Genomic DNA, 20,002 nt, shown 5'->3' with positions numbered 1-20,002 from the left:
CGTATGCCCTCCTTTACCTTTTTTATCATTTTACTATGATATTATTCAAAGGAAAAGATTTGCGTCAACCGAATTTTCCATTCTGTCACATTTTTTCGGACGATTTGCGGTGTATCCGGGAACGGAATCGGCCCACAAACATCACAGCATTCTTCTTGGTCGACCGTTTGTTCGGAAAAATAACGAAGCAAGTAATCGCGTCGGCATGTCCGGATGAGGGCATAATCCATCATCTGTCCGAGTTGACGATACCGATCACGCTTTCTTTCCTTTACCCAATCGAGTGCTTCTTGAAGCGAACGTTCTGTCAACAATTGCTTCAGCAGGAGAAACTTCGGGTCTTCTTCATTCATGCGTAACAACCTTGGTAGTTGCGCGAACGACGTCCCGTTCTCACGTTCAAAATAGGCTAGTCGCATGTCCTCGTCTTTCGGGTACTGTCCGTCGATTAAAAATTGCTGGATGCGTTCGTCGCCATCGGCATATAGAAGGACCGCGAATGCGGGTTGTCCGTCACGCCCCGCTCGTCCGATTTCCTGCATGTATGCCTCGACTGTTGCCGGCAACTGAAAATGAACGACAGAACGGACGTTGTCTTTGTTCACACCCATCCCGAACGCACTCGTGCATACCATGACCGACACTTCGTCCCGTAAAAACTGGGACTGCACGAGTCGCCTGTCTTCCGTAGACATGCCTCCATGGTAAAACAATGCATCCTCTAGCTCAAAGGCTAACGCCTCTGCCTCGCGACGGGTCGCCGTGTAAACGACTGCAGGTTTGGGAATCTCTTGAATCAACTCTTTCAATCGCTCAAGTTTCTTCTCTTTTTCCAACCGTTCAACCAACAATCGGATTTCCGGACGATTGGCAGAGTGGACGAATTGTTCAGGTGAGAACAGTGCCAGCTTTTCAATGATGTCCTGTTTCACGCCTTCTGGCGCCGTCGCCGTGACCGCCATACACTGAGGGCTCCCAATCTGTTTTCGCAACTCACCTAAACGCGCATACTCAGGACGGAACTCATGCCCCCATTGTGAGATACAGTGCGCCTCGTCAATGACGAGCATTTGAATTTTCACATTCGCCAGAGCACGCGTCACATAAGGAACGGCCAATTGTTCGGGTGAAAGATATAAAAAACGGTAACGTTTCAAATGGTTGATGATGTCCTGCTTCTCTTCAGCCGATTCCATCGACGTCAAACGAGCGACACCACGCTCTCCCCGTTCTCGTATATGCAGCATCTGGTCCTCAATGAGTGAGAGTAATGGCGAGACAATCACCGTGAGCCCTTGATTTTTAATATAAGAAGGAAGTTGGAACGTCAGCGATTTTCCCGCCCCCGTCGGCATGACGGCCAATACATCCTGCCCTTCGATCACGGCATGTATGATGTCGTGTTGCCCAGGACGAAACGATTCATACCCGAACACTCGTTTTAATGTCGCTTCATACAAAACTCTCACCTCGTTTCAGTCTGGCGAAGACAAGTCGAATTTGAAAATAACTGACACGTCCCATTTTCTCAAATACCGGTTTCAACGCCCAGCTATCCGGATGCCGCAACTCTTCAATCGTGACCACATCCTCCATCGGTACAAATTGTTCGAGCGGGAAGACTTCTAAATACATCGCCATCTCGACGACATGGTCTTCAATCGTACTCGTACGTAAACGCCGTTTCGCTTGAACCTGTTGGAACGTGTATCCCTTTAAGAACAACTCATATGACTCACGTGCTGAATAGGTCATCCGGTCCGTCGATAAGCCGTACGTAAATCCCCGTAGTTTGGCATCATCCGGCAAGACCATTAACAGTTCGTTCCATCCGGCCAAAAAATATAAACGAGCCGTCTCGGCATCAACATGAAGCAGGCTGGCGATTTGTTCGTACGTCAGACCCGTCTCAAACGCTCCTGTGAATCGATAGACGACGGCCGTCGCATACGGGTCCCCGATTTGTTCAAGTGCTTGTTCAATCTCTTGATGAAACGTTCGCATGAGCGCTTTCCAATCCCGATCAAGATGTAACAACTGCTTGACCCATTGCTCTGCTGGATGATCGGCTTGTACCGGATAGAATGTCCGGGCATGTTCTTTTGACATGAAAGTCTGCACGAACAAACTCAAGCGTTTCCACGTGGTCGCGTTAAAATCACGGCGTTCCCCGCCCAACCGATTGAATAGTTGCTCGACCGATTCAGGTGAAGCCAGCATTTCTCCCGCCTCTGTCAATCTGAATCGTTTACGGTCGAGCCATCCTCGTTTCTCAAGTTGTTTCAGGACAGATTCATACGAATAAGTCGTTTGTGGAAACTGTCCAAAAAGAGGCTCTAAGTCATAAAAAAATGCGTCCTGTAGCGTCGTGGCCGAGCGCTTCCCATTTAGGACATGGTAGAGACTTCGCTCACTCCGTTCTCCATTTAATCGTTTAATGGCCAGCAGTAGAACTCCATCCGCTAAATGAACCAAATCGTCACTTCCTTAAAAAAATCATTATCCTACCAAAAAGACGCTCGTTTCCTCATTGAAATAATTGGGTATGTAGACTACAATTACTCATAGTCAGTAGAATGATTTCTAAGAGAAACGAACCGTTTGGAGGGTTATTATCATGGCAAAATTTACAATCGTCGATAAAGATACATGTATCGCATGCGGAGCTTGCGGCGCGGCAGCACCAGATATTTACGATTATGATGATGAAGGTCTTGCGTTCAACTTGATGGATGACAACACAGGTACTGTTGAAATCCCAGATGAGCTATACGAAGACATGATGGATGCATTCGAGGGCTGTCCGACAGACTCGATCAAAGTAGCGGACGAGTCGTTTGACGGCGACGCTTTAAAATTCGAATAATCGTGAAAGACATATCGGTCCTGTGACTGATATGTCTTTTTTGTGTTTTCGCATGTAACCGAGTCTAATCATGACATCTCTAGACAAGTATATCAAAAAAGGTTGTTTGGCTTAAGCACCAAACAACCTAGACGAAATGGACATATGTCCTATCTCGAATTAACGTTTCCCTTTAATATATGGGATACCGACTGACTTCGGCGCATCCGCACGACCAACGAGTCCAGCGAGAGCGAGAATCGTGAGGGCGTATGGTGCAATCAAGAGCAAGAGTTGCGGCACGTTATTGATGACCGGCAAGTTGCTTCCGATGATCGAGAGGGCTTGAGCGAATCCAAAGAACAATCCGGCACCAAGCGCACCGAGCGGATTCCATTTACCGAAAATCATTGCGGCAATCGCCAAGAACCCTTGACCAACGATGGTCGTTCCGCTGAAGTTCGTCGTGACCGTCACAGCATAAACCGCTCCGGCAAGACCACCAAACGCACCAGAGAGCATGACGCCCATGAAGCGCATTTTCGTGACGTTGATTCCCATCGTATCAGCCGCCATCGGATGTTCTCCGACCGAACGAAGACGAAGTCCAAACGGCGTCTTGAAGATGACGAACCACACAACGAACGCCAAGGCGATCGCAACGAACGACGTGTATTGGACGTTGATAAAGAACATCTTCAACACGGGAATATCGGATAAAAAGGGTACATTTTCTTTTGCGATCCGGTACTCGATAAAGTCGGTCTGTCCTTTGTTGTAAAGAACACGTACGACGAAGATGGCGAGACCGATAGCGAGCATGTTGATCGCCACCCCGAGAACCGTCTGATCCGCACGCCAAAGGATGGCAGGAACGGCCAAGAAGAGGGAGAACAACGCGCCGACGACCATGGCGACAAGCAAGGCAATCCATGGGCTAGAGGCACCAACACCTAAATCAGTCAAGGTGAGCGTCGTGATGATTCCTGTCGCGGCACCGATGACCATGATTCCTTCAAGGGCGATGTTGACGACACCAGAACGTTCACTGAAGATTCCACCAAGTGCTGCGATAATGAGTGGAGTCGCATAGGCAAGCGCAACCGGTACGACGATATAAAGGACTTCTAAGAAGTTCATTTTTTCTCCACTCCTTTCTTACGATTTCCTTTAAGTTTCTCAACGACATAGTTGATCGCATATCCAGACGCTACAAAGATGACGATGGCTGCGATGATGACTTTGACGAGCTCAGATGGTACGTTCGCACCGAGCTGCATTGCCAATCCACCGATGTTCAACCCTGCGAAGAGAATCGCTGCTAAAATGACTCCGATCGCAGTGTTCGCACCGAGTAGGGCGACGGCAATCCCGTCAAATCCGACACCAGTGAACGATGCCGAGAGGGTCATACTGCCGAATGTTCCGAGACCTTCCATCGCACCAGCGAGACCGGCGAACATACCAGAGATGACGAACGATAGGACGATGTTACGGTTGACGCTCATCCCTGCGTATTGTGATGCATGTTTGTTGAATCCGACGGCACGTAACTCATAACCGAGTGTCGTACGTTGAAGGATATAGTAGTACACGATTGCCGCAAGTACTGCGACAAGCACACCCCAGTGAAGACGTGAATACGTCGTCAACTCTTGGAGCCATGGCGAGGCGAGAGACGCCGAGTCGTTGATTGACTCTGTACGCTCGTTCGTTACGCCGATAACGCTACGCAATATCGCGTTCGTCGTGTATAGCGCGATATAGTTCATCATGATTGACGTGATGACTTCATGCACGTAAAACTTCGCTTTCAAGAATCCAGGAACGAACGCCCAAATCGCAGCTGCGACCATTGCCGCGAGGAGCGCGAGCGGTAAATGGATGAACATCGGTAAGTCGAAGTTAATCCCTACATAAACGGCTGCGACCCAGCCGATCAACACTTGTCCTTCTACCCCGATGTTGAATAGTCCTGTACGGAAGGCGAATGCAACCGCAAGACCCGAGAAGATGAGCGGGGCTGCAGCACGTAATGTTTCACCGACGGCATACGGACTACCAAACATTCCTTCAAATAACGAGATAAACCCTTGAACCGGGTCGTACCCACCAATCAACATGACGATAGCCCCGACGAGTAGTCCTAAAATGATGGATAGGAATGGAATGAGAAGTTGGTTTAAACTTAATTTTTTCATTCTGTTTCGTCCCCTCTCTTACCGCCGGCCATCAAGAAGCCTAGCTCTTGCTCCGTCGTCTCTTTCGGATCACGAATCCCTACAATTTTTCCTTCGTAGAGAACAGCGATACGGTCGGATACGTGTAAAATCTCATCAAGTTCAAACGAGATGAGTAAGACGGCGCGTCCTTTTTCACGTTCTTTAATAAGCTGCTCGTGAATAAATTCAATCGCACCTACGTCGAGACCACGAGTCGGTTGAGCGGCGATGAGTAAGTCTGGTGAGCGATCGACTTCACGTGCAATGATTGCTTTCTGTTGGTTCCCTCCCGAGAGAGCACGCGCTGGAACATCAATTGATGGAGTTCGGACGTCAAACTTCTCAATCAACGCCTTCGCCTTCTCAGCCACAGCTTTATAGTTCATGAGACCTCGTTTCGAGAACGGTTCTTTATAGTACGTTTGAAGTACCATGTTGTCACGAATCGAGTAGTCAAGAACAAGTCCGTGTTTATGACGATCTTGCGGGATGTGTCCGATCCCTGCCTCGGTCATCTTACGCGGCGTGTGTCCTGTGACATCTTTTCCGTTGAGCAACACTTTACCAGACTCCGGCTTTTTCAAACCTGAAATGGCTTCAATCAACTCCGTCTGACCATTCCCGTCAATTCCGGCAATTCCAAGTACTTCTCCAGCACGAATCTGTAAATCCAATCCTTCAACGACTTTCAAACCGCGACCATCTTTGACGACGAGGTTTTGAACGTCGAGAACGACTTGTTGTGGATCGGCTTTCGAATATTCTGCATCAAAGTTTACTTCGCGACCAACCATCATTTCAGCTAAACTGTCTTCATTTACCGTCTCGTCGACCTCGACCGTTCCAATGTAGCGTCCACGACGAATGACAGTACAGCGGTCCGCAACTTGCATGATTTCCTTCAGCTTGTGCGTAATCAAGATGATCGACTTACCTTCAGCAATCAGACGTTTCATAATTTGGATAAGTTCTTGAATCTCTTGTGGTGTCAACACTGCCGTCGGTTCATCGAAAATCAAAATATCTGCTCCACGATAGAGCGTCTTCAAGATTTCAACACGTTGTTGCATGCCGACTGAAATATCTTCAATCTTCGCATCAGGATCGATTTTAAGTCCGTATTGCTCTGAAATGTCCATGACCTTCTTCCGAGCTGTGGCGCGATCAATTGTGACCCCACTCTTCGGTTCAAGACCCAGAATGATGTTTTCAGTGACTGTGAATTTTTCAACCAACATAAAGTGTTGGTGGACCATTCCAATTCCAAGTTCGTTGGCGATGTTCGGATTTTCAATATCCACTTTCTTTCCGTGTACGCGAATCTCTCCACCTTCAGGCTGATAGAGACCAAATAACACGTTCATGAGCGTTGATTTCCCGGCCCCGTTTTCTCCTAAAAGCGCATGGATTTCACCTTTACGCAATTGGAGTGTGATATTGTCGTTCGCGACGAACGTACCGAACTCTTTGCGAATATTTAGCATTTCAATTACATATTCCAAGGAAGTTCACCCCTAACTTTAAGTAAAGGGAGACCACGTGGGTCCCCCCTATACTCAAATGAATTATTTTACGTTTTTCATGAACTCTTCGAACTCAGCGTCAGTTGCTGGTGCAACAACATCACCATCGATGATTTGTTGACGATACTCATCAACTTTAGTGAGCACGTCTGCAGCAACGTTTTCTTCAGAAGTTGGTGCGATTCCTACACCTTCATCTTTAAGTGAGAATTCAACCACTTCACCAGCTGGGAACTTACCGTCCATTGCCATTTTCGACACTTCGAGTGTCGCTGTATCTACACGTTTAACCATTGACGTAAGAGTAACGTTCTCTGGAAGACCTTCTTCGTACTGGTCACGGTCAACCCCGATGACCCAAACTTCTTCACCGTTTTTCTTACGGTTTTTCGCTTCAGTGAATACACCTACACCTGTACCACCAGCTGCGTGATAGATGATATCAGATCCTGATCCATACATACCTGACGCAATTGCAGTTCCTTTTTCAGCTGAGTTGAAGTCTTCAGCATATTTTACGTCGATTGTCGCATCAGGGTTTACAGCCATTACACCAGCTTTAAATCCATTTTCAAACTTCTTGATTAAGTCTGATTCTACTCCACCGATGAAACCAACTTTATCAGTCGTCGTTGTAAGACCAGCTACTACACCTACGAGGAATGAACCTTCTTGTTCCTTAAACGTGATTGAAGCAACGTTCGGTGCATCTACAACCGAGTCAACGATTGCAAAGTTGTTATCAGGGAATTGTTCTGCAACTTTTCCAATATCCTCTGCCATCAAGAAACCGATTCCGTAGATCAAATCAAATTGATCACGTGCCAATTGTTGCAAGTTAGGCTGATAGTCTGCTTGTTTTGCTGATTGAAGATATTTGTATCCTTCGTTTTCAGTTAAGCTATTTTCTTCACCAAACTTTTTCAAACCTTCCCAAGCTGATTGGTTGAATGACTTGTCATCAACACCACCAGTATCCGTGACCATTGCAACTTTGAAGTCGCTACCTTCTCCGCCTTCACCGTTTGAAGATGAGCCTTCGTTGTCATCTCCACCGCATGCTGCGAGTACTGTAGAGAGTGTGAGTCCTGCTGCTAAAGCTGAGAGAATCGTTTTCTTTTTGTTCATCATCGTCGTGTTTCCCCTTTCGGTTCATAACAATTTTTGTTGTCATGTTATCAGTAGTCTTTACACCGGTATAAGAAAGCGCTTTCACGCTATTACCCAAAAATAACTCTTCCGTCCAGAAACTGCTCGTTTAAACTCGTTTACGTACGACATGGAAGTCGAATCGATCAGCACGGAAAAAGTTGGCCGAATCGAGTAATGGTAAATCACTCTCATCATAATGCAATTGTTTTAAAGCGAGTAACGGTTGGTCCGTCTGAAGTTGTGACGAGATTTCAGCGCTGACACTCGGTTCGATGTGCGTGATCGCATAAGCGACTCGACGTCCTACCTCTTTTTCGAGAGAATCAAACAAAGATTTCCCTTCAGTCAATGCCTCAGGATTCGAGACGAGATGGGCCGGCACTTTATCGACACAATACACAACCGGTGTGTCGTCCGCATATCGAATTCGTACAATTCGATAAATCGGTGAGTTCGGCTCAATCTTGAGACGCTCGGCTTCTCTCTCTGTTGCCAACACTTTCTCGGCCACCAATACTTTCGTTCCCGGTGTCATCTTCGCTCGTGTGATCATGTCAGTGACACTGAACAATTCCTCAATTCCTGACGTGAATGGCGGTTTAGAACTGATAAATGTTCCTACCCCATGCTTTCGCACGACAAATTTCTCATCTTCGAGAATCCGGAGCGCTTCGCGAAGTGTCGCTCGACTGACTCCAAGTTGCTTCGAAAGTTCAAATTCTGAAGGTAACTTCTCCCCTTCACGATAGACACCAGCGTCGATATCTTGCTTAATTTTCTCAATCACTCGAAGATAGAGCAATCGATGATCGAGCTTAATCGACATTGGCCTCACCACCTTTAATTTACTTACCAGTGCTCAGACATCTGACGTATGAATGTCCTTGCCAATATTAAGTATAGGGATTCGAGAATTAGAACGCAATAGTTTTTGTTCGGAATCAGGGAAATATTTTTTCGGAACATGCCGAACCGTACCTTTGAGTCCAATTTACTCATTTTCATCCCCATTGAAAAACTTTTGTAAAATGTAAACGTTATTAAAAAATGTAAGCGTTTCAGTAGTTTTTAAAAGTATGTACTAATTCAGTATATAGGACATATGTGCTATATTACATTTATATTATAGCGAACATCTAAGGATAGAGCGAATATTTCCATATCGTATAAATGGCATAAAAAACGAACGATTATATATACTGATATATAATCGTTCGTTTTTTATTATTATTCTGTTTGTTCTTGAATGAGTACTTTCCTCGGTTTCGAACCTTCTGATGGACCGACATACCCCGCTTCCTCAAGTGAGTCAATCAAACGGGCGGCACGATTATACCCGATTCGGAATCTGCGTTGAATCATCGAAGTTGATGCCGTTTCTTGTGTCATGACGAATTGCACGACTTCTCCGAACAATGAATCATCCGAATCAATCGTCGTCACTTCCTCTTCTTTTGGCATCATCGCTTCCACATATTGCGCACGTTGTTGCGCGATAACATGATTGACGACCGTCTCGACTTCTTGATCGGAGACGAATGCACCTTGTACACGGACCGGCTTGTTCATTCCGTTTGCAAGCATCAACATGTCACCGCGTCCAAGCAACTTTTCCGCCCCCCCACCATCAAGGATGGTCCTTGAATCGGTTTGAGAAGAGACGGCAAAGGCGATGCGGGACGGAATGTTCGCCTTGATGACTCCTGTGATGACGTCGACAGATGGGCGCTGTGTCGCGAGGACCATATGAATACCCGCAGCCCGTGCCATTTGTGCAAGTCGCATGATGGCATCTTCGACGTCATTTGATGCCACCATCATCAAGTCCGCCAATTCATCGACGATTACAACGATGAACGGTAAACGTTTCGCATCCTCGTCATCCGACTGATCGACGAGTTCATTGTACCCTTCGATATTGCGAACTCCATATCGACTAAACAGTTCATACCGCCGTTCCATTTCTGCGACGACCTGCTTCAGTGCCTGGGCGGCTTTTTTCGGATCCGTGACGACCGGTGTCAACAGGTGTGGCACTCCGTTATAGACGTTCAACTCGACCATCTTCGGATCAATCATCATGAGTCGGACCTCATCCGGACGAGAACGCATCAAGAGTGACACGATCATGCCGTTGATACAGACAGATTTACCTGACCCTGTCGAACCTGCTACAAGCAGATGCGGCATTTTATTGAGAGAAATCCCAACCGTCTCGCCACTGATACTCCGACCGAGTGCGACGAGCAACTTCGAGCCATCTTGTTTCACCGGCTCCGCTTCCAGTACTTCACGTAAGCATACCGGTGCGACCTCCTGGTTCGGCACTTCAATACCAATAGCGGCTTTACCCGGAATCGGAGCTTCAATCCGAATATCTTTTGCAGCGAGCGCCAATGCCAAATCATCACTTAATGAGGTGATGCGACTGACTTTCACACCGATATCCGGTTGTAGTTCATATTTTGTGACGGTTGGACCAAGGTGAATCTTTAACACTTTGACACCGACCCCGAATGACTTAAGCGTCTTTACAAGTTTGGATGCATTTTCTTTCAATCGTGCATTCTCACCAGACAAATCCGTAATGACGGGCTCTTTCAAATTCGAGAATGGCGGAAGCTCGTATGTATCCGAGACATCTTGGGCCGCAGTCATCATCATCTCCTCGGTCGTGATTGTGGAATCGACCTCCGAAGAATCCGTTCGAAGTTGATCTTCCGTCTCTCTTTTTTCTGCTACGACTTTCTCACTAAACCCGACGATTGGAATGTCTTGCATCGTGACCACATCTGACTCTACTTCCGCGTCCGGCTGCGTTTCCTCTTGTTTTGGACGAGGTGACGTTTTGCGCGTTCGTTTCGTCTCTAGCTGCTTTTCTACTTTCGGTCTGGCTTGCCATTCTTTTCTGACGGCTGTTACAGATTCCTGCATTCGATGATAGAGCGTCCCCCAAATCGTCGGGGCATAGAGCGAGACACCGACAAGGAAGCAGACGATTCCTAAGAAGACAATCCCGAAGTCAGAGAATAAATATTGGTTCAAGTTATAAAAAGTGCCATTGATGCCACCCCTCGCCTCTCCCCAAAGTAAGTCTCCAAATAGTAAGAACGAGGCGAGCATCGCGAATAGTCCCGCTCGTCGCATCGGCTTCATCGGAGTGAGTACGATCCATAACAAGACTGCCATCATCAAGTAAGTGAGCGCACCCCATCCTCCGAAAAGATAGACGGATAAATCGGACAACTGTTGTCCGATCCACCCTAAATCAAATAAGGCAAATACGAATGCGACAATGGCGAGGACAAAGATGCCCCACCCATATGTACGTGGCGCAATCGGTTGTTTTTTACGGTTCCTCGTATTTCGCGTCGCTGGTCGCTTTCGCTTTACGGGAGTCTTTCTTGTTTTTTGAGCCACATCAGTTCCTCCTAAAAAAAGAAGGCAAAAGTCAGATGACTTTTGCCTCACTCTCATTCCATTAAATCTCCATGATGATCGGCAAGATCATCGGACGACGTTTCGTCTGCTCGAATAAGAAGACGCTCAGTCGCTCGCGGATATTTGATTTCAATTCGGTCCAATCACTGCCAGCCTGCAGACTCTTTTCAATCTGTTTCGTGACAATACGGTTTGCCTCTGAAATCATCTCCTCCGATTCACGCATATATACGAAACCACGTGAGATGAGTTCAGGTCCTGAAATCAATTTCTTCTGTTTGCGATTCAACGTGACCACGCAAAGGACAACCCCATCCTGTGACAACAAACGACGGTCCCGTAAGACGATGTTTCCAACGTCCCCGACGCCGATTCCGTCAATCAAGACGTTTCCTGCAGGAACTTTTCGGCTCATGCGGGCCTTTCGACCCGTGAACTCGACGACGTCACCTTTTTCAACGATGAAGATGTTGTTTGGTTTGACGCCCACTTGTTCAGCGAGTTTCGAGTGTGCCATCTGCATCCGGTATTCCCCGTGAATCGGTAAGAAGTACTTCGGTTTAACGAGGTTGAGCATCAGCTTCAATTCTTCTGCCGATCCGTGTCCAGATACGTGGACTTTTCGCTGATTATAAATGACGTTCGCACCCGAACGGAACAATAAGTCAATCGTTTTAGAAACCGACTTCTCATTCCCTGGAATCGGAGTCGCCGCAATGACGACCGTGTCATTCAATCGAATGTTGACTTGCTTGTGGGCATTACGTGCCATGCGAGTCAACGCCGCCATCGGCTCCCCTTGCGAACCTGTCGTTAAAATGACGACCTTGTTATCCGGTAGACGGTTAACTTGGGACAACTCAACGAGAGTCTTCGCCTTGAAGCGCAAGTAGTTTAATTTTTGCGCAACTTCGACGATGTTGACCATACTACGACCGACGACCGCGACTTTACGATCATTCGCTTCCGCTGCTGCAAATACTTGTTGCAAGCGATGGACGTTCGAGGCGAATGATGCCACGATAACCCGACCTTCCGCTTGATAAATGACATCGTTCAATTCAGCTCCGACGATTGACTCTGAACCGGTTTGCCCCGGTCGCTCGGCGTTCGTCGAGTCGGAAAGAAGTGCAAGTACACCACGTTGTCCGATTGCCGCTAACTTATTGAAGTCGGATTGTTTACCATCGACAGGCGTGTAATCAAACTTGAAATCTCCGGTATGGACGATCGCACCTTGAGACGTTTGAATACAGACGCCGACACAGTCGGGAATCGAGTGATTGACGCGGAAAAACGTGATGAAATGATCAGCGATAGTCAATTTCGTTTTGGCATCAATCATGCGAAGGTCGACTTCTTTCAACAAACCGGCCTCTTTTAATTTCAATTCAATCAACCCGAGGGTCAATTTCGTCCCGTATACTGGGACGTGCTTCAAGTCGCGTAGGACGTAGCTGAGTCCACCGATATGGTCTTCGTGACCATGGGTGATGAAAATCGCCCGTACACGATCTTTATTTTCTTTTAAGTATGTGATGTCTGGGATGACGATATCAATCCCGAGCATCTCATCGCCTGGAAACATTAGACCGGCATCGATGACGAAGATGTCGTCGTCTAGTTCCACGACGTACATGTTCTTCCCGATTTCGCCTACGCCTCCAAGCGCAAAGACGCTAATATTCTCTGTCTTCTTTTTTGACACTAACAAAAACCTCCTAAATGATTCATATTCTGTTTCGTCCCCTTATCGCTACTGAATATTGTAGCGGAAAACGGCTTCATTGCCAACATTTCCGTCTAATCTAATAGAGGTTTTAGTGCATCGGCAAGCGGTGCCGTCTCTTTTTCGTCAGGTCGTTTCCCTGCAACAAGTTGACGAATCGACAAGCCGAAGTCCATTTGGAGGTGAGGATAGTCCGGGAATGAGTTCCAGTCTCCGCCCCATTCAAAGCCGAGCGCCTTTCCTAACTCCCCGAGTTCTTGCCAGTCAGGAATGTCATTCCGATTACGATCCGTATTCAGGTCATAGTCGGTCTTGTTGTTATGGATGATAACGAAATCGACAGCAAGACCATAGTTATGATAGCTCTGACCCGCCTTCGCATTGGTCACCACTTGCCCGGGTTCAGACCGCCCTTGCGCATAAAGCGCATTCTGTTCCTTGGCAGAACGGTATCCTGAAGTGAGGCGCACTTCGAGGTCTAGACAAGAATGGGCCAATCGAATGAACGATTCTCCTCGATTGGCGACTAACGGATGCAACCGATCAAAATCAATCTTCGTCCTTACCAAGATCGCATCCTCTTTCTCCACGTCCCGCACACACATATCCGCTTCGAACGTCGGCTCGTCTACCCAAGGCACCGGTTCCGGTTGCATATAAAAGTAAGCGAGCGTAATGCCAATCAGAAAGGCGACCATCGCAAGAGATAACACGCCTGTCCATCTCATCTTCTTAACCGTTTACGCAGTCCTTTTAAGAGTGGCAACCCTTTTTCGAGTGCCATATACAAAGGACGATTCAAGACGAGGTCGAATTCCCCGACCTTTTCAATCATGTCGCTTCCCCATCCCGATTTGAATGCGTAAAGACCAGCATATTCATCATCCGGGTCCGTACTTCCTGATACCCCGCCGAAGTCGTATCGCTCGGCGCCACTCGCTTTGGCCGCCTGCATCATCGTCCATTGCATCAAGTGGTTCGGCATAAATTCACGGAATTCATTTGACGAGGCTCCGTATAAGTAATAAGAGCGCCGTCCTGCGAGTGTCAACAGACCACCTGATAAGACGAGCCCGTTCGGATAGGTCTGATCGAGTTCGACGAGCTCAGGGAGGGCTTGCTCCGCTTTTTGAATTTGTGCCTCCGTCTGTTCCTTGCGGTTCAAAAGGCTGTTACGTTTCTTTTCAATCGTTTCTTTCTCAAGGCCCCGTTCAATCTTCGCCAACTCTTTCTTCGCTTTTTCTAGCGTCGCCTGTTGCTGTTCGAGTGCGATTTTCGGTTCGAGCGTTGTCAAGAAGAGACGGGCATCGTTCGGTTGCAGACAATCGTATAGGTTCTCAAAATAATCGAGCCCTCGCGTAGCGAATCCGTCACGCTCCCCTGTCACTTTCATCAAATCGGCGAACGTTTTGAGTCCGTCACGACCGACCTCTTTGCAGACGATTCCTTTTTTCTCCGCGAGACGGACATTGTAGCGGAACTTATGATGGAATTTCGCAAAAATATCCTTCTCACTCGGGCGCAAATCCGTTTCCATTGTAAAACGAGGTTGGGCGTAGTCAAAGCCACCGCCGTATCCCTTATGTTTAAACCCGATGGCAGCCATTTCGGTCAATAGTCCTGGCAATTCATCGCGGTCGATGTTTGGATCAATTTTTACGACGATGGCTTTATGTGCCGTCGCGACACGCGTCGCTTCTTTCACGAGCGCCTGTAGCGATGCCAAGTCGTCGTAGTCCACGACAAACCCGCGTGGGGCATAGCACAATGTGTATGGTAATTTCGGGACACGTTTGAATAAAAGTAAAGCGACACCGGACGTCACACCGTCTTGCGCGACCGCTACACGTTCTGACGTCCAACCATTTTGGCGCTTCACATCTCCCCAACTCGATAGTTGCAACAAATCCCCACGGTCGTGTGTTTTGACGAAGTCGTCATGCTCTTTTTCTGTCAACGTAATTGGTTGTACTGCCATAAATCATGCTTCCTCCGTATTCAAAATGGTCGCTCGAACGATTGCCTCTTCATCGAGCGGCAATTTTTCATTTCCGATAATTTGATACTTCTCGTGCCCTTTCCCTGCTAACACGATGATGTTGTCCGGTTTCGCTAGACGGGCCGCATAACGGACCGCTTCTTCTCGATCCCCGATTTCAACAAAGTTGTCATGAGTCATCCCGGCTGCAATCCCTTTTGTAATGGATTCATACGCTTCGAATCGCGGATCATCCGTCGTAATGATGACGGTACCGGCATAAGTCGACGCCATCTCACCCATTGCCGGACGTTTTGTGACGTCACGGTTCCCACCTGTCCCAATCAAAAAGATAATATTCTCTTTCGGTACGCCGACGAGCGACTTCAGACACTGTTCGATGCCATCCGGCGTGTGGGCGTAGTCCGCATATACGTTGTAACCTGGGACGTCTAAACGTTGCATCCGTCCCTTGGCCGGATGAATCATCTCGAGTGCTTTGGCAATTCGTTCAAGTGAATAACCGGCAGCGAGAAGACAACCCGTCGCCAACAATAGATTGTACACGTTGAAACGACCGATGAATTGAACCGTCACCGGAAGTTTCGCGCCTTGGTAATTCAATGTAAAGCTCGTTTGAGACAACGTCTGTTCAATGTCCGTTGCCATCAGGTCTGCTTGCGCATCAATCCCATACGTTATTACTTTCGCACCGGTCATCGTCTCATAAAGAGGCGTTTGTGCATCGTCCGCGTTCAAGACGGCGACTTTCCCACGTGAGGCCATTTGACCGAGTTGAGCGAACAATAATCCTTTTGCACGTGCATAGTTTTCGAACGTCCCATGAAAATCTAGGTGATCGTGCGTCAAGTTCGTGAAGCCAACGATGTCAAAATCAGTTCCGATGACACGTCCGAGCTCAAGACCGTGTGAGGACACTTCCATCATCACGTCCGTCACGCCTTCATCTCGCATTTGTGCCAACAACTGTTGAAGTTCTGAACTTTGAGGCGTCGTATTTTTACTTGGGACGTTTTTGTCGTTGATACGTACTTCAACGGTCCCAATCAAACCGGTCGAATGCCCGAGGACATCGAGGACGTCTCGTAAAATCGTCGTCGTCGTCGTTTTTCCATTCGTTCCCGTGATTCCGAACAGTCGCATCTGTTCAGATGGATACGCATAAAAGGCCGAAGCCAACAACCCGATCGAACGCGAGCTGTCACGTACAATCAGGTTTGGCACTGACAGGTCGATCGGTCGTTCGCTAACGACTGCCACCGCGCCTCGCTCTACCGCTTGCGCCGCATATTCATGCCCATCCACCGTATAGCCTTTGATGGCGACAAACAGCGTTCCCGGCACAACTTCTCGCGAGTCCGTCGTCACATGCGTCACGACGATGCCTTCTAGATTTGGTTGATTAATTAATTGTATCGTCTTCACTAAATCCGTTAAGTTCAAGTCTTTCCCTTCTTTCACCTGTATCCTATCCAAACTAAAGAATACCTCTTAATCAGTGTAGAGAACTTACAATTCGGTTTCAAGTCACGCTTCGTTTGGGAGGACATATGACTTCGCTGGGCGATGGCTCAACACCTCACGAATCAATTCATTGACCTCATCGCGTTCAATCCGTTCTACTTTCGCAATCACTTGTTCTATCGGCTCGACTTCATCGAGAAGTAGCAAGTTCCGTCCGTTCCGGTTCATACGGGCACTCGAACTTTCATTCCCAAGAGCGATCGACCCTTTCAATTGTCGCTTGCCTTTGTCTACTTCCTCAGCAGTCAAACCGTCGGCGACAAGTCGCTTCATCTCTCTCTCTAGGATGACTTCGACTTGTTCCAACGTATCTGGCGACGTACCGACGTATATGGTAAACGTACCGTGATCGGAAAACGTCGTGTAATAGGAGTAAATGGAATAAGCCAAGCCCTCTTCTTCACGGATGGACTGGAACAAACGCGAAGACATCGTCGCGCCGATTGCGTTGTTCATCAATGCCAAATGAGGCAATCGATCGTCCGTCGCCGGAATCGCTTCGTAGTTCCAACAGAGGTGGGCTTGCTCCGTTTCCTTATGTTTCGTCAATGTGTCATGGAACAGTTCCGGTTGATTGATTTCTTTCGACGATTCCCTAGAAGGGATGTGGGCAAACCTACGTTTTACCGCCTGGATCAATTCTTCAGAAACATGACCTGCGATCGAGACGACAATCTGCTCGGCCGTATACTGTTCCTGTAAGTATTCGACGAGCTGGTCCCGCGTCAATCGATTGACACTCTCCTCCGTCCCTAAAATCGGTTGGGCAAGTATATCGTCTCGATACGCCGCAATGGCCAATAGTTCGTGAACGAGATCTTCCGGCGTGTCCTCATACATTTTAATCTCTTCCACAACGACACGCTTTTCTTTCTCCAACTCCTGCATATCGATTACTGACTCAAACAGCATGTCTGTCAGGACGTCGAGCGCCATGACCGCGTGTTCATCGAGCGTCTTCACATAAAAGCATGTATGGTCTTTCGAGGTGAAGGCGTTGACGCTTCCACCGAGCTCATCGAAAAAGGAAGCAATCTCTTTCGCGCTTTTCGATGCTGTCCCTTTAAACAGCATATGTTCAATCAAATGACTGATGCCGATGTTCTCAAACGTCTCTGTACGTGTCCCTGCTTTAATGAATACCCCGGTCGAGGTGCTAAGCGAACCTTCGATTGGTTCGATGATGATTCGGACACCGTTCTCTAATGTCATCCATTCCATATTCTCACTCCTATGAAAAAGGCCATCGCACCAAGACGATGGCCAGAATAATTAATTTGTCGAGCGCGGTGGACGACGGTCCCCGTCACGACGTGGCGGACGGCTATCGCGAGGTGGGCGGCTTTCACGTGCTGCCTTCCGTTTCGCTTCGTATGCCTCACGCTCTTCAGGAGACAATCCTTCTAAGATGAGCGCTTTTCGTGATGCGTTGACACGACCTTTGTCATCGATTTCAGTGACTTTGACTTGAATCGAATCGCCAAGCTTCACAACATCCTCGACGTTCGCGACACGCTCAAGGCTGAATTCGGATACGTGTACGAGCGCATCTTTCCCTTTGAACAACTCGACGAACGCGCCGAATTTCTCGATACGACGTACGGTAGCATCGTATACTTCACCGACGACGACTTCACGGACAATGTCACCGATCATAGACATGGCAAGATCGATTCCTTCTTGATCCGTCGAGGCGATGAAGACCGTACCGTCTTGTTCGATGTCGATCTTGACGCCCGTTTGGTCGATGATGCTGTTGATCATCTTCCCACCTGGTCCGATGACGTCGCGGATTTTATCCGGATTGATTGTCATCGTCACAATCTTCGGTGCGTATTTCGACAATTGTGTACGTGGTGTATCCAACGTCTCAAGCATGTGGTCAAGAATGTGCAAACGACCGACACGTGCCTGTTCAAGCGCTTCTTCTAGAATTTCACGCGTGATTCCGGCAATCTTGATATCCATTTGAAGGGCAGTGATCCCGTCTTTCGTTCCAGCTACTTTGAAGTCCATATCCCCAAGGTGGTCTTCAAGTCCTTGAATATCTGTCAAGACCGTGTAGTGTTCACCTTCCATGATAAGACCCATGGCAATCCCGGCGACTGGCGCTTTGATTGGCACACCTGCATCCATCAATGCGAGTGTCGACCCACAAATCGAAGCTTGTGAACTTGAACCGTTTGATTCGAGTACTTCCGAAACGAGACGAATCGTGTATGGGAAGTCTGCTTCTTTCGGAATAATTGGAAGAAGCGCACGCTCACCGAGTGCTCCGTGACCGATCTCACGACGACCTGGCGCACGGACCGGACGAGCTTCACCGACTGAGAACGGCGGGAAGTTATAGTGGTGCATAAAGCGCTTGTTCTCTTCAAGACCGATTCCATCGATGATTTGTGCGTCTCCGATGACACCGAGTGTCGCAACAGACATGACTTGTGTTTGACCTCGTGTGAAGAGACCGACACCGTGTGCACGTGGGAGTAATCCGACTTCTGATGCGAGCGGGCGAATCACGTCTGGACGACGTCCGTCTGGGCGGACTTTTTCGACCGTGATCAAGCGACGGACTTCATCTTTGACGAACTTGTTCAAGATGCCTGAAACTTCGCCGAGTTTTGAAGGGTCATCCGCAAGACGCGCTTCATACATCGCGACATACTTCGCAATCACTTCGTTGATGGCTTCGTCACGAGCGTGTTTCTCTTCCACTTGAACCGCTTCTACGATTTCAGGACGGGCTGCTTCGAGTTCAGCAGTAAGTGCCTCATCGTATTTCGAGACCGTGTATTCGAATTTAGGTTTTCCGACAGCTTCTACGATTTCTTGTTGGAATGCAATCAAACGCTTGATTTCTTCATGTCCAAACAAGATCGACTCGAGCATGACGTCCTCAGGTACTTCGTTCGCACCTGCTTCAACCATGTTGATGGCTGTCGATGTCCCTGCAACTTGAAGTTCAAGGTCCGTTTTCTCCAACTGAGCCGTCGTCGGGTTGATGACGAATTCGCCGTCCACACGGCCGACTGTCACGCCAGCGATTGGACCGTCAAACGGTACGTCAGAAATCGAGAGCGCGATCGACGTTCCGAGCATACCTGCCATTTCAGCCGAGCAATCTGGGTCGTTTGACATGACGTAAATCATGACTTGAATATCATGACGGAATCCGTCTGGGAAGAGTGGACGAATCGGGCGGTCGATGAGACGTGATGTCAAAATCGCGTTTTCACCCGGGCGACCTTCACGACGAAGGAAACCACCTGGAATTTTACCGACCGAGTAAAGTTTCTCCTCATAGTTGACCGTCAACGGGAAGAAGTCTAAATCTTTTGGTGCTTTTGAAGCCGTCACTGTCGCAAGGACAACCGTATCTCCATAACGCACGAGTGCCGAACCGTTTGCTTGCTTCGCAAGTTGGCCGACCTCTACAGACAATGGGCGTCCGCCCCACTCTGTAGAGAATACTTGTTTCGTACCTAACATGTACATTCTCCTCTCAAACCTTATCTAGTTTATTATGTAACTCATTCCAACGAATGTCTAATCATTTTCCTTAAAAAA

Annotated in this window: 15 protein-coding genes; 1 reads left to right on the top strand and 14 read right to left on the bottom strand. The window is 48.0% G+C overall.

Features of this window, described 5'->3' with window-relative positions; all coding sequences use genetic code 11:
* Positions 1 to 41: 41 nt before the first annotated feature.
* Positions 42 to 1,469, bottom strand: coding sequence for a RecQ family ATP-dependent DNA helicase (locus KNO73_RS02820; RefSeq protein ID WP_240499808.1), 1,428 nt, complete (start codon positions 1,467 to 1,469; stop codon positions 42 to 44).
* Positions 1,453 to 2,475, bottom strand: a complete 1,023-nt coding sequence (locus KNO73_RS02815; protein WP_214731020.1) for a YpbB family protein — start codon at positions 2,473 to 2,475, stop codon at positions 1,453 to 1,455. Before KNO73_RS02815 ends, KNO73_RS02820 begins: the two co-directional genes overlap by 17 nt.
* Before the next feature lie 142 nt (positions 2,476 to 2,617).
* Between KNO73_RS02815 and KNO73_RS02810 the strand changes: the two genes are divergently transcribed.
* Complete coding sequence (locus KNO73_RS02810) at positions 2,618 to 2,866, top strand: ferredoxin (RefSeq protein ID WP_015881446.1); 249 nt, start codon at positions 2,618 to 2,620, stop codon at positions 2,864 to 2,866.
* 159 nt (positions 2,867 to 3,025) lie between these two features.
* Here the strand turns inward: KNO73_RS02810 and KNO73_RS02805 are convergent, their stop codons facing one another.
* The 12 genes from KNO73_RS02805 to pnp all read right to left on the bottom strand — a co-directional run bounded on the left by KNO73_RS02805 (position 3,026) and on the right by pnp (position 19,924).
* On the bottom strand, positions 3,026 to 3,985 hold the full coding sequence (locus KNO73_RS02805; protein WP_015881445.1) for an ABC transporter permease: 960 nt from the start codon (positions 3,983 to 3,985) through the stop codon (positions 3,026 to 3,028).
* Positions 3,982 to 5,046, bottom strand: coding sequence for an ABC transporter permease (locus KNO73_RS02800; protein WP_047795404.1), 1,065 nt, complete (start codon positions 5,044 to 5,046; stop codon positions 3,982 to 3,984). The genes KNO73_RS02805 and KNO73_RS02800 overlap by 4 nt, the downstream gene beginning before the upstream one ends.
* A complete protein-coding gene (locus tag KNO73_RS02795) occupies positions 5,043 to 6,569 on the bottom strand; it encodes an ABC transporter ATP-binding protein (RefSeq protein WP_078146732.1) in 1,527 nt (508 codons plus the stop codon). The genes KNO73_RS02800 and KNO73_RS02795 overlap by 4 nt, the downstream gene beginning before the upstream one ends.
* A 63-nt stretch (positions 6,570 to 6,632) precedes the next feature.
* On the bottom strand, positions 6,633 to 7,718 hold the full coding sequence (locus KNO73_RS02790; protein WP_078147920.1) for a BMP family lipoprotein: 1,086 nt from the start codon (positions 7,716 to 7,718) through the stop codon (positions 6,633 to 6,635).
* 130 nt (positions 7,719 to 7,848) lie between these two features.
* On the bottom strand, positions 7,849 to 8,568 hold the full coding sequence (locus KNO73_RS02785; protein ID WP_078146731.1) for a GntR family transcriptional regulator: 720 nt from the start codon (positions 8,566 to 8,568) through the stop codon (positions 7,849 to 7,851).
* Positions 8,569 to 8,969: 401 nt separating this feature from the next.
* A complete protein-coding gene (locus tag KNO73_RS02780) occupies positions 8,970 to 11,162 on the bottom strand; it encodes an FtsK/SpoIIIE family DNA translocase (protein ID WP_215112009.1) in 2,193 nt (730 codons plus the stop codon).
* Positions 11,163 to 11,223: 61 nt separating this feature from the next.
* Positions 11,224 to 12,891: a ribonuclease J gene (locus tag KNO73_RS02775; RefSeq protein ID WP_015881439.1), complete on the bottom strand. Its 1,668-nt coding sequence runs from the start codon at positions 12,889 to 12,891 to the stop codon at positions 11,224 to 11,226.
* A 95-nt stretch (positions 12,892 to 12,986) separates the two neighbouring features.
* Positions 12,987 to 13,640, bottom strand: a complete 654-nt coding sequence (locus KNO73_RS02770; protein ID WP_078146729.1) for a M15 family metallopeptidase — start codon at positions 13,638 to 13,640, stop codon at positions 12,987 to 12,989.
* Positions 13,637 to 14,890, bottom strand: coding sequence for a lipid II:glycine glycyltransferase FemX (locus KNO73_RS02765; RefSeq protein ID WP_214687947.1), 1,254 nt, complete (start codon positions 14,888 to 14,890; stop codon positions 13,637 to 13,639). The genes KNO73_RS02770 and KNO73_RS02765 overlap by 4 nt, the downstream gene beginning before the upstream one ends.
* Before the next feature lie 3 nt (positions 14,891 to 14,893).
* Positions 14,894 to 16,387 (bottom strand): UDP-N-acetylmuramoyl-L-alanyl-D-glutamate--2,6-diaminopimelate ligase, encoded by a 1,494-nt coding sequence (locus KNO73_RS02760; RefSeq protein ID WP_251024826.1) that lies wholly within the window; start codon positions 16,385 to 16,387, stop codon positions 14,894 to 14,896.
* A gap of 51 nt (positions 16,388 to 16,438) precedes the next feature.
* Entirely contained in the window at positions 16,439 to 17,656 is a 1,218-nt protein-coding gene (locus tag KNO73_RS02755) for a M16 family metallopeptidase (protein ID WP_214757103.1), read from the bottom strand.
* Between the two features lie 51 nt (positions 17,657 to 17,707).
* A complete protein-coding gene (gene pnp, locus KNO73_RS02750) occupies positions 17,708 to 19,924 on the bottom strand; it encodes a polyribonucleotide nucleotidyltransferase (protein ID WP_214684465.1) in 2,217 nt (738 codons plus the stop codon).
* Between the last annotated feature and the right edge of the window lie 78 nt (positions 19,925 to 20,002).

The sequence above is a fragment of the Exiguobacterium sp. s83 genome, from assembly GCF_018617095.1.
In the GTDB taxonomy this organism is placed as follows: Bacteria; Bacillota; Bacilli; order Exiguobacteriales; family Exiguobacteriaceae; genus Exiguobacterium; species Exiguobacterium profundum.
This window is presented reverse-complemented; position numbering and strand designations above follow the sequence as displayed.